A 23,196-nucleotide genomic window follows, 5' to 3' on the forward strand; every position below is an offset into this window, starting at 1 on the left:
GCGTGCTCAAAATACGCAACACTTCATGAAATTTTCACAAAACGCCCTGCCGAGAGTCGGAAAGTGCCGTAAACACGGGGCGAGGCGGCTCGTGATGCTATCGCAGTCGATAATCATTCGAATCAAAAAAGCTGCCATGAAAGTCAATGTGTTACCGCAACTAGTTCAACCAGAGTCATTTGTGGGTGGAGGGTGAGGCGCGGCAGGCCTCATTTTGGTGCGAAAAGTAGCGCTGTGTTACCGGGAACGTGCAAGGTATCCTTGCCAGCCTGTATTCCGCGTATAGCGGGTGGGGTCTGCCTGAAGGAGATTTGCCGTGTTCGTCCTCGATTCGCGTTTGCAGCAGGATTCCCTGGTGCTGGGAGATTTTCCGCTGTGTCAGTTGCTGCTGAGCAAGGATGCCAACTACCCCTGGTTCATCCTGGTGCCCAGGCGCGCCGGTGTCAGCGAAGTGTTCGAGCTGGATGCGGCGGACCAGCAGCGGTTGTGGCAGGAAGCCAGCTGCCTGGCCGAGGCGCTGAAGGCCAGCTATGAAGCCGACAAGATGAACGTTGCCGCCCTTGGCAATGTGGTCAGCCAGTTGCACATGCACGTAATCGTGCGACATCACGACGACGCTGCCTGGCCTGCGCCGGTGTGGGGCAAGTGCCCGGCGGTGGCCTACACCGACGAGCAAGTGCACGCCATACGCCAGCGCCTGCGTGATTTGAAACTCGATGGGTATGCAGAGGCCTGATATGTCGTTGGAAATGCGAGTGATCGAGCTGGAAACCCGCCAGGCCTTCCAGGATGACACCATCCAGGCGTTGAATGACGTTGTGGTCGAGCAGGCGCGGGTGATCGAGCGGCTGCAATTGCAGATGGCCGAGCTGATCAAGCGTTACGAAGAGATGGTTGGCCAGTACGGCAATGAAGGTGAGGAGGCGCCGCCGCCTCATTATTGAAGCCGATATTGCTGGATGAGCACCAAGCCTGTGGGGCGGGCGATCCCGCCTCCACAGGCTTGGCCGCTGCAGATGCTCAGCGGCGGGTGACAGCGACCACGTCTTCGGCCTGCAGGCCCTTGTCGCGGTGCATCACCGAGAACTCCACGCGCTGGCCCTCGACCAGGATGCGGTGGCCTTCGCCGCGAATGGCGCGAAAGTGCACGAAGATATCATCGCCCGAATCCCGGGAGATGAAGCCGAAACCTTTTGACGTGTTGAACCACTTGACGGTACCGGTATCACGGTTGCCGGAGTCCTGCGTGGCAGGCTGGCTGGTGCGTGCCTTGCGCGCGCTGCGGGCCAGGCCTGCGGCCAGGTGTGCCGCCACGGCCAGGCCTGCGCAGACCAGCGCGGCGAGGTTGCCCATTTCCGGGCGGGCCAGCAGCGTCAGGGTCTGCAGTACCACCGCCACTACCAGCAGCGCGCAAGCCAGGTGTTGCAACTGCTGGCGGGCGCCGCGGTAGTACAGCGGCACCACCGGGGCCAGGATCAGGTTGAGCAGGCCGAGCAGGGCCAGGTAGACCGCATCGGGTTGCTGCAGGAAGGGGGTTGCATCGGTTTTCAGGCTGGGTATGAGCGATAGCAGCAAGGCTGCAACGCCCGTCACCAGATGGACGATCTTGAACATGGGTTGGCTCACAGTTGATAAGGCTGGTCACAGGAAGAGCCGGCGGCGCGGTGCGCATGAGGTGTAGAGCGCGAACACGTGACAGGCCGGCCTATGCACCCGGCAATGACAGTCCGCACGGGTGGCACGCTGCCTATTTAACAGTAAAGCCGCAGGCTACTCAAACCGCTGGCTGCCCGGCGCTGTGCTGCGCCGTGTCAATGCACCATGCGCCAACTGTTGCTAAAGTGGTCGGCACCCGCTTGGGTCTCAAGCCTTATGGAAAAGGGGAACTTCATGGCAATCGATATCGGTATCAGTGAAGAAGATCGCAAGTCCATCGTCGATGGGCTGTCCCGCCTGTTGTCGGATACCTATGTGCTGTATCTGAAAACCCATAACTTCCATTGGAACGTCACCGGTCCGTCGTTCCGCACCCTGCACCTGATGTTCGAAGAGCAGTACAACGAACTGGCGCTGGCAGTCGACTCGATCGCCGAGCGTATCCGCGCCCTGGGCTTCCCGGCGCCTGGGTCCTATGCATTCTATGCGCGGCACTCCTCGATCAAGGAGGAGGAAGGGGTGCCGCCAGCAGACGAGATGATCCGCCAGCTGGTGCAGGGGCAGGAGGCTGTGGTGCGTACTGCACGCAGCATCTTCCCGGTGGTGGACAAGGTCAGTGACGAACCGACCGCCGACCTGCTGACCCAGCGCATGCAAGTGCATGAGAAGACTGCCTGGATGCTGCGGGTGCTGCTCGACGGCAAGTAATCGCCAATCTGTCTGCAGGAGCGGCCTTGTGTCGCGCTGGGCCGCCCCTGTACCCCTCAGCGCCTGCGTTGTGGATTCTGATCAGGAAGATTTTGCCGCTGCTCTAACCGCGCTCGTCAGCGCTTCATAGGCCACCTGCTACCTGTGACGAGGAGGAGTGGCGCATGATGCAAGCGAGCAAGCGTGTGGCTGGCCAGGGGCGTTGGCCTGGTAAACAGTGCATCGATCCGTTCAAGGCGGATTTCGACATGCAGCAGACCCAGCCGGTGTCCCGTTCGGTAAGGCTCAATGGTTTTTCCACTTGCCTGCGTCTGGAAGCCGTCTACTGGGGCATCCTCGAACGCATCGCTGCGGCCAACCGCTGCTCGGTCAGCGCGGTGCTGTCCTACGTCGACCGTGAAGTGCACCTGCGCCAGGGTGGAGTGCGCAACTTCAGCGGGTTGATCCGGGTGATCTGCGTTGCCTGGCTGCAGGACCCGCCAAGCATGCGCTGATCGCCGGGCGGGCTGCGCAGTGCTTGCTAACCATATATAATCCCGCTTTTTGCTGCCCCGGCAGCCAGCGTTATGGTTGACGAGAGACACCCATGCCCCTTTATGACTATCAATGTGCATCCTGCGAGCACCGCATGGAAGTGCTGCAGAAGATCAGCGCCGCGCCGCTGACCGATTGCCCGGCCTGCCAGGCGCCGGCGCTGAAGAAGCTGCTGTCGGTGCCAGGCTTCCGCCTGAGCGGTAATGGTTGGTACGAAACCGACTTCAAGACCGGGGCGAAAAAGAATCTGGCAGGCGCCGACAAGGCCGACTGAGTTGAATGCTGTGACCGGGTCTTGCAGTATTAGCCCTCCGGGCGGCCAAGGCCTCCACCGAATACACGAATCACGAGAAGCGAAACCACCATCATGATGCGCAGCCATTATTGCGGCCAACTGAACGAGAGCCTGGACGGCCAGGAAGTCACCCTTTGCGGCTGGGTCCATCGTCGCCGCGACCACGGCGGGGTGATCTTCCTCGACATCCGTGACCGCGAAGGCATGGCCCAGGTCGTGTTCGACCCGGATCGCGCCGAAACCTTCGCCGCTGCCGACCGCGTGCGCAGCGAGTACGTCGTGCAGATCACCGGCAAGGTGCGCAAGCGCCCTGAGGGTGCGGTGAATGCCAACATGGCGTCCGGCGCCATCGAGATTCTCGGCTACCAGCTGAACGTGCTCAACGAAGCGGAAACCCCACCGTTCCCGCTGAACGAATACTCCGACGTCGGCGAGGAAACCCGCCTGCGTTATCGCTTCATCGACCTGCGTCGCCCGGAAATGGCCGACAAGCTGCGCCTGCGTTCGCGCATCACCAGCAGCATCCGTCGCTTCCTCGACGAGAACGGCTTCCTCGATGTCGAGACGCCGATCCTGACCCGGGCCACCCCGGAAGGCGCGCGTGACTACCTGGTACCAAGCCGTACCCACGCCGGTAGCTTCTTCGCCCTGCCGCAGTCGCCCCAGCTGTTCAAGCAGCTGCTGATGGTCGCCGGCTTCGACCGCTACTACCAGATCGCCAAGTGCTTCCGCGACGAAGACCTGCGGGCCGACCGCCAGCCGGAATTCACCCAGATCGACATCGAGACCAGCTTCCTCGATGAAAGCGAGATCATGGGCCTGACCGAAAGCATGATCCGCAAGCTGTTCAAGGAAGTGCTGGACCTGGAATTCGGCGAATTCCCGCACATGACCTTCGAAGAAGCCATGCGCCGCTACGGTTCCGACAAGCCGGACCTGCGCATCCCGCTGGAACTGGTCGACGTTGCCGACCAGCTGAAGGACGTGGACTTCAAGGTGTTCGCCGGCCCGGCCAACGATCCGAAGTGCCGCGTTACCGCCCTGCGCCTGCCAGGCGGTGCCAGCATGCCGCGCAGCAAGATCGACGAGTACACCAAGTTCGTCGGCATCTACGGTGCCAAGGGCCTGGCCTACATCAAGGTCAACGAGCGCGCCAAGGGCGTCGAAGGCCTGCAGTCGCCGATCGTCAAGAACATCCCCGAGGCCAACCTCAATACCATCCTCGACCGCGTTGGTGCCGTTGACGGCGACATCGTGTTCTTCGGTGCCGACAAGTTCAAGGTGGTCAGCGAAGCCCTGGGCGCGCTGCGTATCCGCCTGGGCCACGACTTCGAGCTGCTGACCTGCGAGTGGGCGCCGATGTGGGTAGTCGACTTCCCGATGTTCGAAGAGAACGAAGACGGCAGCTTCACTGCGCTGCACCACCCGTTCACCGCGCCGAAGTGCACCCCGGAAGAGCTCGAGGCCAACCCTGCCGCAGCCCTGTCGCGTGCCTACGACATGGTTCTGAACGGTACCGAGCTGGGTGGCGGTTCGATCCGTATCCACCGTAAGGAGATGCAACAGGCGGTGTTCCGCCTGCTGGGCATCGAAGCGGCAGAACAGGAAGAGAAGTTCGGCTTCCTGCTCGACGCCCTGAAGTTCGGTGCGCCGCCTCACGGTGGCCTGGCCTTCGGTCTGGACCGCCTGGTCATGCTGATGACCGGCGCCCAGTCGATCCGTGAAGTGATCGCCTTCCCGAAAACCCAGAGCGCTGCGTGCGTCATGACCCAGGCCCCTGGCCTGGTCGACGCCAAGGCCCTGCGCGAGCTGCACATCCGACTGCGCGAACAGACCAAGGTCGAGTAAGCGGTCCTCGGGCGCATCCACAGGGATGCGCCTTTGCGTTTCGGCGCAGGCAATTTCCCGTCCCGCCCCGTACAGGGGCGGGGCTGTTTGTGATTCAAAGGATTCGGAGTCGTTATGGCTGGTCATTCCAAGTGGGCGAACATCAAGCACCGCAAAGAGCGCCAGGATGCCAAGAGAGGCAAGATCTTCACCAAGTGGATCCGCGAACTGACGGTCGCTGCCAAGCAGGGCGGCCCTGACCCGGCCTCCAACCCGCGCCTGCGCCTGGCGCTGGACAAGGCCCTGGGCGCCAACATGAGCCGCGACATCATCGACCGCGCCGTGGCCCGTGGTGCTGGCACCAACGAAAGCGACAACGTCGAAGAGCTCAGCTACGAAGGCTACGGCCCGGGCGGCGTGGCGATCATGGTCGAGGCCATGACCGACAACCGCAACCGCACGGCCGCCGCCGTGCGCCATGCGTTTACCAAGTGTGGCGGCAACCTGGGCACCGACGGTTCGGTGGCGTACCTGTTCGAGCGCAAGGGGCAGATCAGCTTTGCCCCTGGCGTGGAAGAAGACGCGCTGATGGAAGCGGCAATGGAAGCCGATGCCGATGACGTGGTGGCCAACGATGACGGCTCGTTCGAGGTGTTCACCTCGTTCAACAGCTTCTATGCCGTGCGCAATGCCCTGGAAGAGGCGGGGTTCAAGGCCGCTGACGCGGAAATCGTCATGCAGCCCACCACCAGCGCCGAACTCGACCAGGACGGTGCCGAGAAAGTGCTCAAGCTGATCGACATGCTCGAAGACCTGGATGACGTGCAGAACGTCTATTCCAATGCCCAGATTTCCGATGAGATCATGGAAAACCTCGGCTAAGGTGGTCCTGGCGTTCCATGCCGGGTCTTCAAATTTGTCTGCGCTTGTGCCGGCCCTTTCGCGGGTAAACCCGCTCCCACAGGTACTGCACCGACCCTGAATGGGGTGCAGTACCTGTGGGAGCGGGTTTACCCGCGAAGGGGCCGGCACAGTTTGCAGGGATGCATCAATTTTTAGACGGGCACTATGACTCTGATTCTTGGTATCGACCCCGGCTCGCGCATCACCGGCTATGGCGTGGTACGCCAGACCGCCCGTGGTTGCGAGTACGTGGCGTCGGGCTGCATCCGCACCGGCAGCGGCGAGTTGCACGAGCGGCTGCAGATCGTTTTTCGCGGTGTCAGTGAAATCATCAGCCAGCACGGCCCGGTGACCATGGGCATCGAGCGGGTGTTCATGGCGCGCAATGCCGACTCGGCGCTCAAGCTCGGCCAGGCTCGTGGCGCCGCCATCGTCGCTGCCGCCGAAGCCGGCCTGGAAATCGCCGAGTACAGCGCCACCCAGGTCAAGCAGGCCGTAGCCGGCACCGGCGGGGCCAACAAGGAACAGGTGATGATGATGGTCATGCACCTGCTGAAACTGACGCAAAAGCCGCAGATCGACGCCTCCGACGCCCTGGCCATCGCCCTGTGCCATGCGCATACCCGCTCCAGCCTGGTGCCGCATGGCCTGGGCACGGCGCGGCGACGCGGCGGGCGCTTGCGTCTGTAGGCGCTTCATGCCCTGATACACATTTTGTGCGGGTGGTACGTGCACCCGCCGCATTTGCTGATAGGGTTGAGCGGTCTTTGACCGGCTCCCCGAGAGGAAGGATCGGAACGTGATTGGACGTTTGCGCGGCACCCTGGCGGAAAAACAGCCACCGCACCTGATTATCGACGTCAACGGCGTGGGTTACGAACTGGAAGTGCCCATGACCACGCTGTACCGTCTGCCCAAGGTGGGCGAAGCCGTCACCGTGCACACCCACCTGGTGGTGCGCGAAGACGCCCACCTGCTCTACGGTTTTGCCGAAAAACGCGAGCGCGAGCTGTTCCGTGAGCTGATTCGCCTCAATGGTGTAGGCCCGAAGCTGGCGCTGGCGCTGATGTCCGGCCTGGAGGTCGACGAGCTGGTGCGCTGTGTGCAGGCTCAGGACACATCGGCGCTGGTGCGCGTGCCGGGGGTCGGCAAGAAGACCGCCGAGCGCCTGCTGGTCGAACTCAAGGACCGCTTCAAGGCCTGGGAAACCTCGCCGGCCATGTTCACCCTGGTCTCCGATGGGCCGCTGCCGGTCAGCAGCACCTCCACGGCCGAGGCGGATGCCGTCAGCGCCCTGGTTTCGCTGGGCTACAAGCCGCAGGAAGCCAGCAAGGCGATCGCAGCGATCAAGGACAAGGCCGGCCTGAGCAGTGAAGAGCTGATCCGCCGCAGCCTGAAAGGGATGATTACCAAGTGATCGAAGCCGACCGCCTGATCGCCGCCAGTGGCCGCGACCGTGAAGAAGTCCAGGACCGCGCGATCCGCCCGCTGCGGCTGGACGAGTACATCGGCCAGCCGGTGGTACGCGAGCAGATGGCGCTGTTCATCCAGGCCGCCCGTGGCCGCAGCGAGTCACTTGACCATACGCTGATCTTCGGCCCGCCAGGCCTTGGCAAGACCACCCTGGCCAACATCATCGCCCAGGAAATGGGCGTGTCGGTCAAGAGCACCTCGGGGCCGATCCTCGAGCGCCCGGGCGACCTGGCCGCCATGCTGACCAACCTCGAACCGCACGACGTGCTGTTCATCGACGAGATCCACCGGCTGTCACCGGTCGTCGAAGAAGTGCTGTACCCGGCAATGGAAGACTTCCAGCTCGACATCATGATCGGCGAAGGCCCGGCGGCCCGCTCGATCAAGCTCGACCTGCCACCGTTCACCCTGGTCGGCGCCACCACCCGTGCCGGCATGCTCACCAACCCGCTGCGCGACCGCTTCGGTATCGTCCAGCGCCTGGAGTTCTACAGCGACAGGGACCTGGCCACCATCGTCAGTCGCTCGGCCGGCATCCTCGGCCTGGCCATCGAGGACCAGGGCGCCTACGAGATCGCCCGCCGGGCCCGTGGCACGCCGCGTATTGCCAACCGCCTGCTGCGCCGCGTGCGCGACTACGCCGAGGTGCGCGGCAAGGGCCAGATCACCAAGGCCGTGGCCGACATGGCGCTCAACCTGCTGGACGTCGACGAGCGCGGTTTTGACCATTCCGACCGCCGCCTGCTGCTGACCATGATCGAGAAGTTCGACGGTGGCCCGGTGGGGGTGGACAACCTGGCCGCCGCCATCAGCGAAGAGCGCCACACCATCGAGGATGTGCTCGAACCGTACCTGATCCAGCAAGGCTACATCATGCGTACCCCGCGTGGCCGTGTGGTCACCCGGCATGCCTACCTGCACTTCGGCCTGAATGTGCCTGGGCGCCTGGGGGAGGGTGGGGATTTTTCCGAAACGGGCGATGACTGACAGATCGAAAACGGCTTTTCGTGGTCCTAGCGCTGGCACGCCGAGGGTGCGCTGGCAATAAGACATAAATGAAGAAAAAACAGTTGCCACAGCGGATTGGCAAGCTGAGGAGTAAGCACTAGAGTATGCGCGCGCAAAATGGCCTGGAACCGTTCGCACACCGTTGTCGCGTCTATTACGAAGATACCGATGCCGGTGGCGTGGTGTATTACGTCAACTACCTGAAATTCATGGAGCGTGCGCGCACCGAGCGTCTGCGGCACCTGGGCTTTTCCCAGGCGCAGCTGGCCGGAGAAAACCTGTTGTTCGTGGTCCATTCCAGCGAAGCGCGTTACCACGCGCCGGCGCGCCTGGACGACGAGCTGAGGGTCACCGCGCATGTCACTGAACTCAATCGCGCCAGCCTGCGCTTCGTACAGCAGGTCTGGCGAGAAAAGGATGAAACGCTGCTCTGCGAAGGGCAGTTCCTGGTGGCCGCCGTGCGCGCCGACACTTTCAAACCCCGAGCCATACCCCCGGAGCTGCGCGACGCCTTTGCGGCGGACGGCTCGGGTAATCAATCGAATGCAGGAGAATAAGCGTGGAAGCTAACGTCGTCGACCATACCTCCATGTGGAGTCTGGTCAGCAATGCCAGCGTGGTGGTACAGCTGGTAATGCTGACCCTGGTGGCCGCCTCGGTCACTTCATGGATCATGATCTTCCAGCGCAGCACCATGCTGCGCGCCGGTCGTCGTGCGCTGGATGCCTTCGAGGAGCGCTTCTGGTCGGGCATCGACCTGTCCAAGCTGTACCGCCAGGCAGGCAGCAACCCGGATCCGGATTCCGGTGTCGAGCAGGTGTTCCGTGCCGGCTTCAAGGAATTCTCGCGCCTGCGCCAGCAGCCGGGGGTTGACCCTGACGCGGTCATGGAGGGCGTTGCCCGTGCCATGCGCGTGGCCATCTCGCGCGAGGAAGAAAAACTCGAGCAGAGCCTGCCGTTCCTCGCCACCGTCGGTTCGACCAGCCCGTACATCGGCCTGTTCGGTACCGTGTGGGGCATCATGAACTCGTTCCGCGGCCTGGCCAGCGCCCAGCAGGCCACCCTGGCCACGGTCGCCCCGGGTATCGCCGAAGCGCTGGTTGCCACTGCCATCGGCCTGTTCGCGGCAATCCCGGCGGTCATCGCCTACAACCGCTTCTCGGCGCGCAGCGAAGTGCTGATCGGTCGTTACTACACCTTCGCCGACGAGTTCCAGGCGATCCTGCACCGCAAAGTGCACACCAGCGAAGAGTAATCAGGTAGAAGCCCATGGCCCGAGTTCGCCACAAACGCAAGCCCGTCGCCGAGATGAACGTGGTGCCCTACATCGACGTGATGCTGGTGCTGCTGGTCATCTTCATGGTGACGGCGCCCATGCTCAACCAGGGCGTGAAGGTCGACCTGCCCAAGGTTTCCAGCGAAGCCTTGCCGCAGGACAACAACGTCCAGATCCTCACCATCTCCATCAAGGCCGACAAGACCTATTACTGGAACCTCGGCAGCGAAGTCGATACCGACAAGCAGATGGACAAGGCCATGACCTTGCCTGCAATGACCGACGCGGTGACCAAGATCATTGCCGCCGGCCGTGACCAGGGCAAGCAGACCCAGGTGTTCATTCGTGGCGACAAGGCTGTCGACTATGGCGCGGTCATGGGTGCCATGGGCGGGTTGCAGAAGGCCGGTGTCGGTAACGTTGGCCTGATTACCGAGGCGCCCTGATGCAACAGCGAGAGCCATCCGCCTCGGAAAGCTACTTCTGGCCCAGTGTCTGGGCCATCGGCCTGCATGTGCTGGTGTTTGCCCTGCTGTTCGTCAGTTTTGCCATGACGCCTGAGCTGCCGCCATCCAAGCCGATTGTTCAGGCTACCCTGTACCAGCTCAAGTCCAAGAGCCAGGCGACCACCCAGACCAATCAGAAGATTGCCGGGGAAGCGAAGAAAACCGCTTCGCGCCAGACCGAGGTCGAGCAGCTGGAGCAGAAGAAGGTTGAGCAGGAGGCCGTGAAGGCCGCGGAACAAAAGAAAGCTGACGCCGCTCAAAAGGCCGAAGAGGCTCGCGAGGCTGCCGAAGCCAAGAAAGCCGAGGCCGCCGCCGAAGCCGCCAAGGCTGCCGAGGCCAAGAAAGCCGCCGAAGCCAAGAAGGCCGAGGAAGCGAAGAAGGCCGCCGAGAAGCAGCAGGCCGACATCGCCAAGAAGAAGGCCGAGGAAGAAGCCAAGAAAAAAGCCGAAGAAGAGGCCAAGAAAGAGGCCGCTGAAGAGGCGAAGAAACAAGCCGCCGAGGACGCCAAGAAAAAGGCGGCCGAAGAGGCCAAGAAGAAAGCAGCCGAGGACGCCAAGAAGAAAGCGGCAGCCGAGGAAGCGAAGAAAAAGGCAGCTGAAGAGGCCAAGAAAAAGGCCGCTGCAGACGCCCAGAAGAAAAAGGCACAGGAAGCGGCCCGCAAGGCGGCGGAGGACAAGAAAGCCCAGGCCCTGGCCGAGCTGTTGTCCGACACCACCGAACGGCAGCAGGCGCTGGCCGACGAGCAGGGTGACCAGGTGGCCGGCGACTTCGACGACCTGATCCGCTTGCGCGCGGCCGAGGGCTGGGCACGTCCGCCTTCCGCGCGCAAGGGCATGACGGTGGTCCTGCAGATCAACATGTTGCCGGACGGTACCATCACCAACGTCAGCGTGGCCCGGTCCAGTGGTGACGGCCCGTATGACAGTTCGGCGGTGGCTGCGGTGAAGAACATCGGTCGCCTGACCGAAATGCAGGGTATGAAGCCGAGCGATTTCAACCAATATCGTTCGTTCAAGATGACATTTACACCTGAGGATCTAGCGTTGTGATTAAACGTCTGAGAGGGCTGCTGGTCATGCTGTGCTGCGTGGCAGGCATGGCCGTGGCAGAGGAAAAGAACATCCTGGTCACCAGCGGCAGCGACCGGGCCACGCCCATCGCGGTAGTGCCGTTCGGTCTGCAGGGCGGCAGCGTGCTGCCGGAAGACATGGCCGACATCATCGGTAACGACCTGCGCAACTCCGGCTACTACTCGCCGATTCCGCGGCAGAACATGATCAGCCAGCCGTCGCAGGCCAGCGAAGTGATCTTCCGTGACTGGAAGGCACTGGGCGCACAGTATGTGATGGTCGGCAGCATCGTGCCGTCGGGCGGTCGCCTGCAGGTGCAGTACGCGCTGTTCAACGTCGCCACCGAGCAGCAAGTGCTGACCGGTAGCGTGGCGGGCAGTGTCGACCAGCTGCGCGACATGGCGCACTACATTTCCGACCAGTCGTTCGAGAAGCTCACCGGCATCAAGGGTGCGTTCTCCACCCGCATGCTGTATGTGACGGCCGAGCGTTTCTCCACCAATAACACCCGCTACACCCTGCAGCGTTCGGACTATGACGGTGCGCGTGCTGTCACTCTGTTGCAATCGCGTGAGCCGATCCTGTCGCCACGCTTTGCACCGGATGGCAAGCGTATCGCCTATGTCTCGTTCGAGCAGAAGCGTCCACGCATCTTCATCCAGCACATCGATACCGGCCGCCGCGAGCAGGTCACCAACTTCGAAGGCCTGAATGGCGCGCCAGCCTGGTCGCCGGACGGTACGCGCCTGGCGTTCGTGCTGTCGAAGGACGGTAACCCGGACATCTACGTGATGAACGTTGCGTCGCGCCAGATCAGCCGTGTCACCGCAGGCCCGGGCATCAATACCGAACCGTTCTGGGGCAAGGATGGCAACACCCTGTACTTCACCTCCGACCGTGGCGGCAAGCCGCAGATCTACAAGCAGTCGGTCGGTGGTGGTGGCGCCGAGCGTGTAACCTTCGTCGGTAACTACAACGCTAACCCGAAACTGTCGGCGGACGAAAAGACCCTGGTGATGATCCATCGCCAGCAGGGCTTCACCAACTTCAAGGTTGCGGCCCAGGATTTGCAACGCGGAAGTGTAAAGATTCTCTCGGAGACGAGTCTTGATGAGTCTCCCACTGTTGCGCCAAACGGCACCATGCTAATCTACGCCACCCGCCAGCAGGGCCGGGGAGTCTTGATGCTCGTGTCGCTGAATGGCCGCGTGAGGCTCCCACTTCCTACCGCTCAAGGCGAAGTCAGAGAACCGTCCTGGTCCCCTTACCTGAACTGATTGCGGCGTAATACTTTTGCTTAACACACTGGGGTTTCATTAGGAGTTTCACGATGGAAATGCTGAAGTTTGGTAAATTTGCTGCGCTGGCTCTGGCCATGGCCGTAGCTGTAGGTTGCTCCTCGAAGGGCGGTGACAACGCAGGCGAAGGCGCTGCTGTAGATCCGAACGCTGGCTACGGTGCCAACGCTGGTGCTGTTGACGGTTCCCTGAGCGAAGAAGCTGCTCTGCGCGCAATCACCACCTTCTACTTCGAATACGACAGCTCGGACCTGAAGCCAGAAGCCATGCGCGCTCTGGACGTTCACGCCAAGGACCTGAAAGCCAACGGCAACCGCGTTGTTCTGGAAGGCAACACCGACGAGCGCGGCACCCGCGAGTACAACATGGCTCTGGGTGAGCGTCGTGCCAAGGCTGTCCAGCGCTACCTGGTTCTGCAGGGCGTTTCCCCTGCTCAGCTGGAACTGGTCTCCTACGGTGAAGAGCGTCCGGTTGCCACTGGCAACGACGAGCAGTCCTGGGCTCAGAACCGTCGCGTAGAACTGCGTAAGTAAGTTCTCATGCGTATGGGCCGCCGTGTAGTAACCGTCCTCGCACTCAGCCTGCCGCTCGCGGCCTGGGCTGAGGTTCCTGTAGTTGATGACAACGTGGGCAGTTATCCGCCTGCGGGTTATGGCACGAGCGGCGCCTATGCCGGGTCAGGGGCTTCGGCCCCTGCCTCTGCACAGGGCCAGCTGTTCATGCAGCTGCAACAGATGCAGGATCAGCTTTCCCGCCAGCAAGGCATCATCGAAGAGCTGCAGAACGATGTGTCGCGCATGAAGCAGGAAAACCTGGAGCGATACCAGGACCTGGACCGTCGCATCAACAGTGGCGCCGCGCCTGCCGCGACCCCTGACAATTCCTCCGGTGGTGGTGCCTCCAGTGCCGCCCCCGATGCAGCAGCAGGTGCTGCTGCGCAACAACCGGCCGCCAGTAGCGAGCCCGGTGATCCGGCGAAAGAAAAGCTCTACTACGATGCCGCTTTCGACCTGATCAAGCAGAAAGACTTCGACAAGGCCAGCCAGGCGTTCAACGCCTTCCTGCGCAAGTACCCCAACAGCCAGTATGCCGGCAATGCCCAGTACTGGTTGGGTGAGGTGAACCTGGCCAAGGGCGACCTGCCAGCCGCCAGCCAGGCCTTCGCCCAGGTCAGCCAGAAGTATCCGAAGCACAGCAAGGTACCGGATTCGCTGTACAAGCTGGCCGATGTCGAGCGCCGCATGGGCCATAACGACAAGGTCAAGGGTATCCTGCAGCAAGTCATCAGCCAGTATCCTGGCACCTCGGCCGCGCAACTGGCCCAACGTGACCTGCAGAAGCTCTGAGCCGTACCGTTTGAAAGAAACCCGCGCCTGTCGCGGGTTTTTTCGTTAGAATCACTGCCCTTTTTTCGTAAACACGCTGTTGCGGATAACGCTATGTCGAGTCCGCGACAGTGCCTGACGGAGGCGGACAGCCTGTTTAGCTGTCACGCCCGTGGCGAGCATGCAAGACACATTACGCATCACCGAAGTCTTTTACTCTTTGCAGGGTGAAACACGAACGGCTGGGCTGCCCACAGTATTCGTGCGGCTCACCGGTTGCCCCCTGCGCTGCCAGTATTGCGACAGTGCCTATGCCTTCAGTGGCGGCACCCTTCGCACCCTCGATTCGATCCTGGAGCAGGTCGCCAGCTTCAAGCCGCGCTATGTCTGCGTGACTGGTGGCGAGCCATTGGCCCAGCCCAATGCCTTGCCGCTGCTGCAGCGCCTGTGTGATGCCGGTTACGAGGTTTCGCTGGAAACCAGCGGTGCGCTGGATATTTCCGGCACCGATACCCGAGTCAGCCGTGTGGTCGACCTGAAGACCCCCGGCTCCGAGGAGTCGCACCGTAACCGCTACGAGAACATCGAACAGCTGACCCGCAATGACCAGGTCAAGTTCGTCATCTGTTCCCGCGAGGACTACGACTGGGCGGTTTCCAAACTCATCCAGTACAACCTCGCCGAGCGTGCCGGTGAGGTGCTGTTTTCGCCCAGCTATCACCAGGTGAATGCCAGCGAGCTGGCCGACTGGATCGTCGCCGACAACCTGCCAGTGCGTTTTCAGCTGCAGCTGCACAAGCTGCTGTGGAACGATGAACCCGGACGTTGAGGAGCAACTACACATGAGCGAGAAGCGCGCAGTAATCCTGTTGTCCGGTGGCCTGGATTCGGCCACCGTGGTCGCCATGGCCAAGGCCGAAGGCTATAGCTGCTATACCATGAGCTTCGACTATGGCCAGCGCCACCGCGCCGAGCTGAACGCCGCCGCCCGCGTTGCCCGCGACCTGGGCGTGGTCGAGCACAAGGTGATTGGCCTGAACCTGAACGGCATCGGCGGCTCGGCATTGACCGACACCAGCATCGAGGTGCCGGAAACTCCAGGAGAAGGCATCCCGGTCACCTACGTGCCGGCGCGCAACACCGTGTTCCTGTCGCTGGCCCTGGGTTGGGCAGAAGTGCTGGAAGCCCGCGACATTTTCATCGGCGTCAACGCCGTGGATTATTCCGGCTACCCGGACTGCCGCCCCGAGTTCGTCGAAGCCTTCGAGCGCATGGCCAACCTGGCGACCAAGGCCGGTGTCGAAGGGCGGGGCTTCCGCATCCAGGCGCCGCTGCAGAGCATGAGCAAGGCGCAGATCGTGCAGGCCGGCATCGCCCGTGGTGTGGACTACAGCCTGACTGTTTCCTGCTACCAGGCCGATGATGACGGCCGTGCCTGCGGCAAATGCGACAGCTGCCGCCTGCGTGCCGAAGGCTTCAAGGCAGCCGACGTTGCGGACCCGACGCGATATTTTTAAAAAAAGTTGTGGTGGGGTGTTGATTTCCCGTTAGAAATCAGTATTATACGCGCCATCCAACGGGTCGTTAGCTCAGTTGGTAGAGCAGTTGGCTTTTAACCAATTGGTCGTAGGTTCGAATCCTACACGACCCACCATATGCAGTATGTCAAAGCCCGCTACCGGCAACGGTGGCGGGCTTTTTCGTTTTTGGGCCTGCCTCATCGCGGCAGGCCGGCTGTAGGTAGCCGCTACGCTTCCGGAGCCTTGAAAGGCATCAATGGCGAGCTGTGGGTAGTGTGCCTGGCCTCGAGTTCGGTTGCGCTCCGTTTATTCAGCTTCAATCGCTTGTAGTTGGCGACAGGCTTGGACCTAGAGGCTTCAATGGCATCCAGAAATGCCGAAGGATTGTCGAGTGGCAGGGAATTGAGCATGCTTATGTCCAGTTCCCACCACCTGCTGTTCAGCAGTCGCTCGATGACGTCGTCGGAGTGTCGAAAGCGGATGATTCTGGCCGGGTTGCCGCCCACGATCGCATAGGGCGGCACGTCTCGGGATACCAGCGCCTGCGTTGCTATGATGGCCCCTGTTCCCACCGTCACGCCTTCAAGTATTGTCGCTCCAGCTCCGATCCAGACGTCGTGGCCAATGTTGGCGTAGGAAAGTTCTGGTACATAGGAAAGCCGACTGTTTTCATACTGGAACGGGTGCGTACTCACCCAGGTTGATGGATGCGTATTCTTTTCCTGGCCAATGGTGCATCCAGATCCGATTGAGCAGAAGCGACCGATCGAGGCTACTAGCGACAGCGTGCAATTACTCCGTATGTAGGTGTGCGCGCCGATGCTGACTTGCCGGGACTCGATGCGAATATGGCCGAGCTGGACCGGTGCCTCGATGTGGGCCTCTGCAGCCTTGCTGAAGGTGCTGGTGCCGGCTGCGATCTTCCCGCCAGATTCTCTGATCAACCTCTTGTAACGGGTTTCCTTCAGAATTTTCAGAGGATTAAGCATGCTTCCGGGCTCCGCCAAATTTCACGTGATCATAGCAAATTGACCCTGATCATGGTCGCATGGCTGGCGCGATGGCGGCGCGTACCGCCCCCGGCTCATTCAGCCCACTCCGGATCCCCGGTAAATACCACTGTCAGCCAACGATCCGGTCCCTCACCGCCCACGGCATCACCGATCTCGTTGCGCCACGCATCCCATTCATCGATGGTTTTCGCGGACATGCCCTTCGGCACGATGAAATACAGCTCGATTTCCCGCGAGCGCCCGACCTTGGCGACATAGGCGCGGTACGATTGCAATCCATGGCGTGCGACAAAGGCTTTGGCGACTTCATCCACATGCAGCTTGAGGTCGCCAGGGGTCACCAGGAAAATTTCCGACAATGCCTGGCGCACCACCGACAGTGGCAAGGGGATGATCACCAGGCAGACTAGCGCCAGCACCGCCGGGTCGATGTACGGCGACACCCATTCCCATGGTGTGCCTTGTACGGCGTAGCCAAAGCAGAAGGCGATCAGCAGCGCGACAGTGATGCTGGCCGACATCACCCAGCCCTTGACGTCCATGCGCACGAAATCCGAGCCCAGCTTGCGGTTGCTGCGGGCCTCGACAATGGCGATGGTCACGCAGGCGATCACCGTCAGTACTGCGTAGACCATGGCTATGCCGAACTCCAGATGGCGCCCGCCTTGCATCAGGCTGCTGACTGCGTTGATCAGCGCATAGATGGCCACACCGCTGAGCAGGATGCCGTTGAGCGCAAGCACCATCGGCTCCAGGTGCCAGAAACCCATGGTGAAGCGCTCGCGCAGCTTGCGCGACATCTGCACGCTGGTGGTGTGCGAGGTAATCAGCTTGACCACCATCAGTGACAACCCGCTCATGCTGGCATCGACCAGCGAATAGACGCCGTCGAAGACGATGGAGAACGAGCCGGAGGCCAGGCCGAACGCGATGCCGATGATGGCGATGAACAGGGTGACGGCGATCGAGGTGCGCAGCAGGCCCTGTTCGCTGGTGATGTCGAAGAAGGCGGGGCGGGTTGGGGTTTGCATAAATTGTGCTCGGTAAAATCAATGATGCTGTATTGCCTGTAGGGGCCCCTTCGCGGGCGAGCCCGCGAGGAGGTGCATTGGCCCTTGCAGGCTAGACGCGGAACTGCTCCATCAGCGCCTGCTGCTGGTTGGCCAGCCGGTTCAGGGCCTGGCTGATCCGCGCCGATTCATCGGCCTGGCCGGCCAGCGATTCGGTCACATCACGGATGCCGGCCACGTTGCGATTCACTTCTTCGGCCACTGCACTTTGCTCTTCTGCCGCCGAGGCAATCTGCAGGTTCATGTCGCTGATCACCGCCACTGCTTGGCCAATACGTTGTAGGGCAGGCAACGCCTGCTCCATGCGCGTGGCGCTGTCCTGCGCCTGGCGCTGGCCTGCATGCATGGCATCGACGACATCCTGGGTGCCTTGCTGCAAGCCCTCGATGACCTGGCGAATTTCCTCCACCGACGTCTGCGTACGCTGAGCCAGGCCACGCACTTCATCGGCCACCACGGCAAAACCACGCCCGGCTTCGCCTGCGCGGGCTGCTTCGATGGCGGCGTTGAGCGCCAGCAGGTTGGTTTGTTCGGCAATGCTGCGGATCACCTCAAGTACCGAACCGATCTGCCCGCTGCGATCTTCCAGCGCACGTGCTTCGCCCATGGCGCTGGCCATGTCGGCGGCCAGGCGGTCGATACCCTGGCGCGTACTGTCGATCAGTTGCAGGCCTTCGCGGCTGGCCTGGTCGGCAGCGCGTGCGGCCTGGGCCGCCTGCGAGGCGTTGTGGGCGACATCCAGGGCGGTGGCGCTCATTTCGTTGGCAGCGGTGGCCACCTGTTCGATTTCGCGGTGCTGTTGCTGCATGCCATTGCTGGTCTGGCTGGCGATGGCTGCCGACTGGTCTGCAGTACCGCGGGCTTCCCGCAGTGAACCCTTCACCTGGGCGATGACTGGCTGTAGCTTGTCGAGGAAACGGTTGAACCAACCGGTGAGCTGGCCCAGCTCGTCCTGCCGGGCGTAGTCCAGGCGCCGGGTAAGGTCGCCTTCACCGCTGGCGATGTCTTGCAGGCGCGCGGCCACTGCCAGGATCGGCCGGGACACGCCGCGGGCGGTCAAGCCGATCAGGAACAAGCCGACTACCGCAGCGCCCAGGCCCACCAGCAGGCTGGTGAGGTTGGCGCTCTGGTTGTGCTTGCCCAGGCGCTGGTTGAGGGCGACGGCGGGGGCCTGCAGTACGTTTTCCGGCACATCCAGCAACACTTGCCAGGCTGCGGCGCCGGGTATCGGTGTGAAAGGGTGGGTCACGCGCAGCAGGCCGTCGGCGACCGTCTTGTCCATGAGCTTGCCGAGCGTGCTGGCGTCGCGGCTGTTGCCAGCCAGCAGGCCAGTGGCGCTGGCGATACTGACCTGGCCCTGGCCGTCGAACAGTTCACTGCGGCCGTCCAGGCTCAGTTGCTGCAGGTTGGCCAGGCCGATGTCCAGGCCAACCACACCGGCCACCTTGCCGTGCTCCAGTAGCGGCAGGGCGATGCTGGTCATCAGCACCTGGCGGCCATTCACCTCGTCGAGGTAGGGCTCCAGCACGCAGGCGCTGGCGGTGTCCTGCGGGCAGGTCAGCCAGCGGTTCTTCGCCACGCCGTTGCTGCCGATGCCGGCATCGCCGAGCATCGACTCCGGCATGGCTTCGAGCTCAAGGCTGCCGGGGCGGGGCTGGGACCAGTACAGCGAGAAGCGTCCGCTGTCATTGCTGCCCGCGGCCTCCTGGCCGACATACTGGCTGTCCTGGCCAAGGGCGTCGGGCTGGAATACCAGGTACAGGCCGATCACATCCGGGTTGGCACCCAGGCTGGCCCGGGCCTGGCGCGTCAGTTCGGCGCGCAGGTCGCTGCTGCCGCGGGCCTTGAGCACCTGCACCAGCCGGGCAAAGCCATTGGCGTACTGATAGGCGTCCATGAAATAGCGCTGGATGCGCAACGCCTGGTTTTCGGCGAGGGCTTGCAGGCGCAGGCGCGCGCTGCTGTCGAGCATTTCGGTGTTGGCCTGGTTGACCAGTGCCGCGCTGCGCCGGGCCTGGGCCAGCGAGCTGGCCACCAGCAGGGCGACGATGGCCAGCAGGCACAGGCCGGCGAGCAAGGTGATTTTCCACTGGATGGAGAGGCGGCGCAGCGGCATCAGTGCTTTCCTTTTCGAGCCAATGCAACGCCCGCGATCAGGCGCGGGCGTTGCTGGCAGCATGGGTCATTCAGCGATGTAGTTGGGCGGGGAGTCCCGGAATGCCTTGGTCAGCCAGGCCAGATACAGCACACCGAGCAGCGCCCAGACCCCACCGAACAGCAGCGAGTTGGCATTCAGGTCCAGCCACAGCGAGACGATGATGCAGAAACCGATGGTTGGCACCACCAGGTACGTCAGCTGGTTGGCCAGGCCCTGGCGCTTGCCCTCGCGCAGGTAGCAATGGTTGATCACCGACAGGTTGACGAAGCTGAACGCGACCAGTGCGCCGAAGTTGATGATCGAGGTGGCGGTGACCAGGTCGAAGAAAATCGCCGACAACGAGATCAGCCCGACCACGGCAATGTTCAGCACTGGCGTCTTGTAGCGCGAATGCAGGCGGGCGAACAGGCTGGCCGGGATCACGTTGTCGCGCCCCATCACGTACAGCAGGCGCGACACGCTGGTCTGCGAGGCCAGGCCCGAGGCGATGGTATTGATCACCGTGCAGGCGATGAAAATCGACTGGAACAGCTTGCCGCCCACATACAGGGCGATTTCCGGCAGTGCCGCTTCATGGTCGTGGAAACGTGCCATGGTCGGGAAGTAAGCCTGGATGAAGTACGACACGGTAATGAACACCACGCCACCGATCAGGGCGGTGAGGAAGATCGCCCGCGGGATGGTCTTGCCCGGGTCGCGGGTTTCTTCGGACAGGCAGGTGACGGCGTCGAAGCCGAGGAACGAGAAGCACAGGATGGTCGCGCCGGCGGCCAGGGCGCTGAGCTGGGTCTGGTCGTCGGCGAACGGCAGCAGGCTCCAGGCGGTACCCAGCCCTTCACCTTCGCCCAGGCCGCGCACGCACAGGTAGATGAACACGGCGATGATCGCCACCTGCACGGCGACGAACAGCAGGTTGAAGTGCGCCACCAGGTTCACGCTGCGCATGTTGATCAGGCTGATCAGCGTGACGAAACCGGCCACCCACATCCACTCGGGTACTTCCGGAAACATGGCTGAGAGGTACAACTTCGCCAGCAGCGCATTGACCATTGGCAACAGCAGGTAGTCGAGCAACGACGACCAGCCGACCAGGAAGCCCATGTGCGGGTTGATGGCGCGCTGGGTGTAGGTGTAGGCCGAACCCGATTGCGGGAAGCGTTTGACCAGGGTGCCATAGCTCACGGCAGTGAACAGGATCCCGGCCAGCGCCAGGATGTAGGCACTGGGTACGTGGCCGGCGGTAATCCCCGAGACGATACCGAAGGTGTCGAACACGGTCATCGGCGTCAGGTAGGCCAGGCCGATGATGATCACGTGCCAGAGGCGCAGGGTTTTGCGCAGTTGGCTGTTGCCGGAAACGCTGTAGTCAGGCTGCATGCTGGCATGGCTCCTGCGACGGGGCGTAAACGGCGGGCACGGGGTATTGCGCATGCGGCAAGGGCGAGCGGGTGGGCTCCATGTTGTTCACCTTTTTTGTAGGAGCGGCGGGAGGCGCGTGGGGGCGCGCGAAGTGGTGAAAATAAAAAACGATGCGTAGGTTGGTGTCAAGTTAAACATGACAAGATGTTACTGAAGTGAATTAAGTGTCGATTAAAATAGGTCTGAGTTCGGGTTCTACGCGTTTTTTGCGATCTTGACGCATTTGTGTGTTCGTAAAAATTTACAAAGGACGGACTGAGATACAGGGAGGTCAGGTGTTTCCCAAAAAAGGCATTTATCGAGCAGGGCCAGCGCCAGGCTGGGGCTGCAGTGGTACTCTTGGCATCCTGTGGCCCAGGGCCGCATACGAACCCCTTACGGACAGCAATCGGTTCCATTCATGAAGAAATCAGTTGGCATCCTTTCCGGCCTGGCTATTGCCATCGCCGTCGCAATCCCTGCTGGCACCTGGTACACCGGCAAGCAGCTTCCCACAGAGCTGGACAACGCCTTGTCGCGCAGCAACGCCGAGCTCAAGAAGGCCCTGGTGAGCACGGGTGGCAGCATGAGCATCGAGCGGGTGTCGCTGGAGCAGCATTGGTTCAGCAGTACCGCCGAGTACCGGCTCAAGGCCCGGGACATTCGCCTGGGTGATGGCGAGGTGGTGAACTTCGACGTCGGCGTGACCGACCAGATCGAGCACGGCCCGTTCCCCTGGTCGCGGGTCAAGGCGTTCAAGCTGATGCCGGTGCTGGCGTTCAGCAGCAGCACGCTGCAGAAAGACGACACCACTGCACCGTGGTTCGCCGCAGCCGGCGAGCAGGCACCGGTCAGTGCACAAACCAGCCTGGGTTATGGCGGCAATGTGACCAGCCTGATCCAGCTGGCGCCGGTCAAGCTTGATGAAGCGGACGGCAGCCGCCTCGACTTCTCGGGCATGCAGCTGCAGGTCAGTGGTGACCAGCAGGGCAAGGCCTCGACCTTCAGCGGCCAGGCCGACCGTTTGCTGATGAAGCTGGTAAGCGACGACCAGCCGCCAGCCACGGTCGAGCTCACGGGCCTGAAAGTCGATGGCCAGTTGTCGGCTACCGGGCACGAGGCCATCTATGTGGGCAACGTCGACCTGGCGCTGGCCGAAACCAAGGTCACTCTTGGGCCCAAGCAGCAGGTGTTGCTGGTCAAGGGCCTGCAGCAGAATGTCCGGCAAACCCTGGAAGGGGCGGACACTGTCGGTGGCCGCGTGGAGTACAAGGTCGAGGATATCCGCTGGGATGACCGGGCGGTGGGCAAGGCGCAGATGGCGGTGAGCGTTTCTTCGCTCAATGCGCCGGCGCTGCAGGCGCTGTCGGCGTGGTACCAGTCGCACCTGCCGGAGTTCGAGGCCGCTGCGGCCGCCGGCGAGCCGATGCCGGAAATCCAGATGGACGAGGCAGAGAAAGCGCAGTTCCAGGCCGACTTGCAGAAGCTGCTGGCCGCCAAGCCGCGGGTGGCGGTTGAAAACCTGTCGTTCAGGACTGCCAATGGCGAAAGCCGCTTCGACCTGTCGATGGGCTTTGCCGCCCCGGCCAGCTTCGACCTGCCACCCGATCAGCTCGGCAAGCAGCTGATCACCGAGGTGAAGAGCAAGCTGTCGCTGTCCAAACCGATGATTGGTGACCTGGCGACCTTGCAGGCGCTGCTGGACGGCCAGACCGACGCCCAGGCCATCGCCTTGCAATCGAGCCAGGCCGGTGAAATGCTCGGCATGATGGCGCTGCAGAGTGGCATGGGCACCGTGCAGGGCACCGATGTGGTGAGCAGCCTGCACTATGCCGACGGCATGGTCGATTTCAACGGCCAGAAGATGACCGTGGAAGAGTTCGCCATGCTCATGGCCTCGCACCTGGCGGCCCTGTCGCCGCAGGGTTGATCGCTTCTCCTGTGCCGGCCTCTTCGCGGGCGCGCCCGCGAAGAGGCCGGCACAGGCAACACAAAAACCGCTTTAGAAATCGCTGGATTATCTGTAGCCTTCGGCCTCCGATAATAATCCGCGCCCGCAGAGGCCGTGGCGGCCTGTGTGCCGTCCGGCACCCTTAGCCGATCTGTCAGGGCCGGGTGATACACTCGATTTGACGCGCGCACGCGCCTGCAGGTCCAG

General features: G+C 62.3%; 25 protein-coding genes and 1 tRNA gene. 21 read left to right on the top strand and 5 right to left on the bottom strand.

The features are described 5' to 3' along the window. The first annotated feature begins 316 nt into the window (after positions 1-316). Positions 317-736, top strand: a complete 420-nt coding sequence (locus HU760_RS06835; protein ID WP_186675963.1) for an HIT family protein — start codon at positions 317-319, stop codon at positions 734-736. A gap of 1 nt (position 737) precedes the next feature. Continuing rightward, the gene (locus HU760_RS06840; RefSeq protein ID WP_186675965.1) at positions 738-944 is read left to right on the top strand and encodes a SlyX family protein; all 207 of its coding nucleotides are present in this window, start codon (positions 738-740) and stop codon (positions 942-944) included. A gap of 76 nt (positions 945-1,020) precedes the next feature. Here the strand turns inward: HU760_RS06840 and HU760_RS24580 are convergent, their stop codons facing one another. Continuing rightward, complete coding sequence (locus HU760_RS24580; RefSeq protein ID WP_186675967.1) at positions 1,021-1,614, bottom strand: cold-shock protein; 594 nt, start codon at positions 1,612-1,614, stop codon at positions 1,021-1,023. Positions 1,615-1,890: 276 nt separating this feature from the next. Between HU760_RS24580 and HU760_RS06850 the strand changes: the two genes are divergently transcribed. The 18 genes from HU760_RS06850 (at position 1,891) to HU760_RS06935 (ending at position 15,533) form a co-directional block, all read left to right on the top strand. Then, on the top strand, positions 1,891-2,364 hold the full coding sequence (locus HU760_RS06850) for a Dps family protein (protein WP_003254783.1): 474 nt from the start codon (positions 1,891-1,893) through the stop codon (positions 2,362-2,364). A 164-nt stretch (positions 2,365-2,528) separates the two neighbouring features. Next, complete coding sequence (locus tag HU760_RS06855) at positions 2,529-2,858, top strand: ribbon-helix-helix domain-containing protein (RefSeq protein WP_186675968.1); 330 nt, start codon at positions 2,529-2,531, stop codon at positions 2,856-2,858. Between the two features lie 92 nt (positions 2,859-2,950). Then, the gene (locus HU760_RS06860; RefSeq protein ID WP_186675971.1) at positions 2,951-3,172 is read left to right on the top strand and encodes an FmdB family zinc ribbon protein; all 222 of its coding nucleotides are present in this window, start codon (positions 2,951-2,953) and stop codon (positions 3,170-3,172) included. A gap of 93 nt (positions 3,173-3,265) precedes the next feature. Then, positions 3,266-5,041: an aspartate--tRNA ligase gene (gene aspS / locus HU760_RS06865; protein WP_061304906.1), complete on the top strand. Its 1,776-nt coding sequence runs from the start codon at positions 3,266-3,268 to the stop codon at positions 5,039-5,041. A 114-nt stretch (positions 5,042-5,155) separates the two neighbouring features. Beyond that, positions 5,156-5,902, top strand: coding sequence for a YebC/PmpR family DNA-binding transcriptional regulator (locus HU760_RS06870; protein ID WP_186675974.1), 747 nt, complete (start codon positions 5,156-5,158; stop codon positions 5,900-5,902). Positions 5,903-6,088: 186 nt separating this feature from the next. Beyond that, positions 6,089-6,613, top strand: a complete 525-nt coding sequence (gene ruvC, locus HU760_RS06875; protein WP_186675976.1) for a crossover junction endodeoxyribonuclease RuvC — start codon at positions 6,089-6,091, stop codon at positions 6,611-6,613. Positions 6,614-6,722: 109 nt separating this feature from the next. Next, positions 6,723-7,340, top strand: a complete 618-nt coding sequence (gene ruvA / locus HU760_RS06880) for a Holliday junction branch migration protein RuvA (protein ID WP_186675978.1) — start codon at positions 6,723-6,725, stop codon at positions 7,338-7,340. Further along, positions 7,337-8,383, top strand: coding sequence for a Holliday junction branch migration DNA helicase RuvB (gene ruvB, locus HU760_RS06885; RefSeq protein WP_170031562.1), 1,047 nt, complete (start codon positions 7,337-7,339; stop codon positions 8,381-8,383). Before ruvA ends, ruvB begins: the two co-directional genes overlap by 4 nt. Before the next feature lie 125 nt (positions 8,384-8,508). Beyond that, positions 8,509-8,961, top strand: a complete 453-nt coding sequence (gene ybgC / locus HU760_RS06890; RefSeq protein WP_170031559.1) for a tol-pal system-associated acyl-CoA thioesterase — start codon at positions 8,509-8,511, stop codon at positions 8,959-8,961. Between the two features lie 2 nt (positions 8,962-8,963). Beyond that, on the top strand, positions 8,964-9,659 hold the full coding sequence (tolQ, locus tag HU760_RS06895; protein WP_170031555.1) for a protein TolQ: 696 nt from the start codon (positions 8,964-8,966) through the stop codon (positions 9,657-9,659). A gap of 14 nt (positions 9,660-9,673) precedes the next feature. Next, complete coding sequence (gene tolR, locus HU760_RS06900; protein ID WP_003254760.1) at positions 9,674-10,126, top strand: protein TolR; 453 nt, start codon at positions 9,674-9,676, stop codon at positions 10,124-10,126. Continuing rightward, positions 10,126-11,235: a cell envelope integrity protein TolA gene (gene tolA / locus HU760_RS06905; RefSeq protein ID WP_063913018.1), complete on the top strand. Its 1,110-nt coding sequence runs from the start codon at positions 10,126-10,128 to the stop codon at positions 11,233-11,235. Before tolR ends, tolA begins: the two co-directional genes overlap by 1 nt. A 26-nt stretch (positions 11,236-11,261) precedes the next feature. Next, positions 11,262-12,533 (top strand): Tol-Pal system beta propeller repeat protein TolB, encoded by a 1,272-nt coding sequence (gene tolB, locus HU760_RS06910; protein WP_189665511.1) that lies wholly within the window; start codon positions 11,262-11,264, stop codon positions 12,531-12,533. A 53-nt stretch (positions 12,534-12,586) separates the two neighbouring features. Beyond that, entirely contained in the window at positions 12,587-13,087 is a 501-nt protein-coding gene (pal, locus tag HU760_RS06915; RefSeq protein WP_015271469.1) for a peptidoglycan-associated lipoprotein Pal, read from the top strand. A 6-nt stretch (positions 13,088-13,093) separates the two neighbouring features. Beyond that, complete coding sequence (gene ybgF, locus HU760_RS06920; protein WP_186675980.1) at positions 13,094-13,900, top strand: tol-pal system protein YbgF; 807 nt, start codon at positions 13,094-13,096, stop codon at positions 13,898-13,900. Between the two features lie 160 nt (positions 13,901-14,060). After that, the gene (gene queE, locus HU760_RS06925; protein ID WP_186675981.1) at positions 14,061-14,708 is read left to right on the top strand and encodes a 7-carboxy-7-deazaguanine synthase QueE; all 648 of its coding nucleotides are present in this window, start codon (positions 14,061-14,063) and stop codon (positions 14,706-14,708) included. A gap of 13 nt (positions 14,709-14,721) precedes the next feature. Continuing rightward, on the top strand, positions 14,722-15,396 hold the full coding sequence (gene queC, locus HU760_RS06930; protein ID WP_264081707.1) for a 7-cyano-7-deazaguanine synthase QueC: 675 nt from the start codon (positions 14,722-14,724) through the stop codon (positions 15,394-15,396). 61 nt (positions 15,397-15,457) lie between these two features. Then, positions 15,458-15,533 (top strand) — tRNA-Lys (locus HU760_RS06935). 93 nt (positions 15,534-15,626) lie between these two features. On the opposite strand, the gene HU760_RS06940 is transcribed toward HU760_RS06935, so the two are convergent. The 4 genes from HU760_RS06940 to HU760_RS06955 form a co-directional block, all read right to left on the bottom strand. Then, a complete protein-coding gene (locus HU760_RS06940; protein WP_186675991.1) occupies positions 15,627-16,388 on the bottom strand; it encodes a CatB-related O-acetyltransferase in 762 nt (253 codons plus the stop codon). A 95-nt stretch (positions 16,389-16,483) separates the two neighbouring features. Continuing rightward, a complete protein-coding gene (locus HU760_RS06945) occupies positions 16,484-17,443 on the bottom strand; it encodes a cation diffusion facilitator family transporter (protein WP_186675994.1) in 960 nt (319 codons plus the stop codon). 91 nt (positions 17,444-17,534) lie between these two features. Next, the gene (locus HU760_RS24825) at positions 17,535-19,598 is read right to left on the bottom strand and encodes a methyl-accepting chemotaxis protein (protein ID WP_186675996.1); all 2,064 of its coding nucleotides are present in this window, start codon (positions 19,596-19,598) and stop codon (positions 17,535-17,537) included. A gap of 66 nt (positions 19,599-19,664) precedes the next feature. Further along, on the bottom strand, positions 19,665-21,017 hold the full coding sequence (locus HU760_RS06955) for an APC family permease (protein ID WP_186675999.1): 1,353 nt from the start codon (positions 21,015-21,017) through the stop codon (positions 19,665-19,667). A 442-nt stretch (positions 21,018-21,459) separates the two neighbouring features. Here HU760_RS06955 and HU760_RS06960 point away from each other — a divergent pair, with 442 nt between their 5' ends. Further along, positions 21,460-22,968 carry a YdgA family protein gene (locus HU760_RS06960; protein WP_186676001.1) on the top strand — a complete coding sequence of 503 codons (1,509 nt, stop codon included), beginning with the start codon at positions 21,460-21,462 and terminating at the stop codon, positions 22,966-22,968. Positions 22,969-23,196: the final 228 nt, after the last annotated feature.

The sequence above is a fragment of the Pseudomonas oryzicola genome, assembly GCF_014269185.2.
Lineage (GTDB): Bacteria > Pseudomonadota > Gammaproteobacteria > Pseudomonadales > Pseudomonadaceae > Aquipseudomonas > Aquipseudomonas oryzicola.

Coding starts and splice junctions, on each gene's coding strand:
- HU760_RS06855 (WP_186675968.1), top strand. CDS start 2,529: ATGATGCAAGCGAGCAAGCGTGTGGCTGGCCAGGGGCGTTGGCCTGGT.
- HU760_RS06940 (WP_186675991.1), bottom strand. CDS start 16,388: ATGCTTAATCCTCTGAAAATTCTGAAGGAAACCCGTTACAAGAGGTTG.
- queC (WP_264081707.1), top strand. CDS start 14,722: ATGAGCGAGAAGCGCGCAGTAATCCTGTTGTCCGGTGGCCTGGATTCG.
- HU760_RS06960 (WP_186676001.1), top strand. CDS start 21,460: ATGAAGAAATCAGTTGGCATCCTTTCCGGCCTGGCTATTGCCATCGCC.
- tolA (WP_063913018.1), top strand. CDS start 10,126: ATGCAACAGCGAGAGCCATCCGCCTCGGAAAGCTACTTCTGGCCCAGT.
- aspS (WP_061304906.1), top strand. CDS start 3,266: ATGATGCGCAGCCATTATTGCGGCCAACTGAACGAGAGCCTGGACGGC.
- HU760_RS06850 (WP_003254783.1), top strand. CDS start 1,891: ATGGCAATCGATATCGGTATCAGTGAAGAAGATCGCAAGTCCATCGTC.
- ybgC (WP_170031559.1), top strand. CDS start 8,509: ATGCGCGCGCAAAATGGCCTGGAACCGTTCGCACACCGTTGTCGCGTC.
- tolR (WP_003254760.1), top strand. CDS start 9,674: ATGGCCCGAGTTCGCCACAAACGCAAGCCCGTCGCCGAGATGAACGTG.
- queE (WP_186675981.1), top strand. CDS start 14,061: ATGCAAGACACATTACGCATCACCGAAGTCTTTTACTCTTTGCAGGGT.
- HU760_RS06860 (WP_186675971.1), top strand. CDS start 2,951: ATGCCCCTTTATGACTATCAATGTGCATCCTGCGAGCACCGCATGGAA.
- HU760_RS06870 (WP_186675974.1), top strand. CDS start 5,156: ATGGCTGGTCATTCCAAGTGGGCGAACATCAAGCACCGCAAAGAGCGC.
- tolB (WP_189665511.1), top strand. CDS start 11,262: ATGCTGTGCTGCGTGGCAGGCATGGCCGTGGCAGAGGAAAAGAACATC.
- ruvC (WP_186675976.1), top strand. CDS start 6,089: ATGACTCTGATTCTTGGTATCGACCCCGGCTCGCGCATCACCGGCTAT.
- HU760_RS06840 (WP_186675965.1), top strand. CDS start 738: ATGTCGTTGGAAATGCGAGTGATCGAGCTGGAAACCCGCCAGGCCTTC.
- HU760_RS06945 (WP_186675994.1), bottom strand. CDS start 17,443: ATGCAAACCCCAACCCGCCCCGCCTTCTTCGACATCACCAGCGAACAG.
- pal (WP_015271469.1), top strand. CDS start 12,587: ATGGAAATGCTGAAGTTTGGTAAATTTGCTGCGCTGGCTCTGGCCATG.
- HU760_RS24580 (WP_186675967.1), bottom strand. CDS start 1,614: ATGTTCAAGATCGTCCATCTGGTGACGGGCGTTGCAGCCTTGCTGCTA.
- HU760_RS24825 (WP_186675996.1), bottom strand. CDS start 19,598: ATGCCGCTGCGCCGCCTCTCCATCCAGTGGAAAATCACCTTGCTCGCC.
- ybgF (WP_186675980.1), top strand. CDS start 13,094: ATGCGTATGGGCCGCCGTGTAGTAACCGTCCTCGCACTCAGCCTGCCG.
- HU760_RS06955 (WP_186675999.1), bottom strand. CDS start 21,017: ATGCAGCCTGACTACAGCGTTTCCGGCAACAGCCAACTGCGCAAAACC.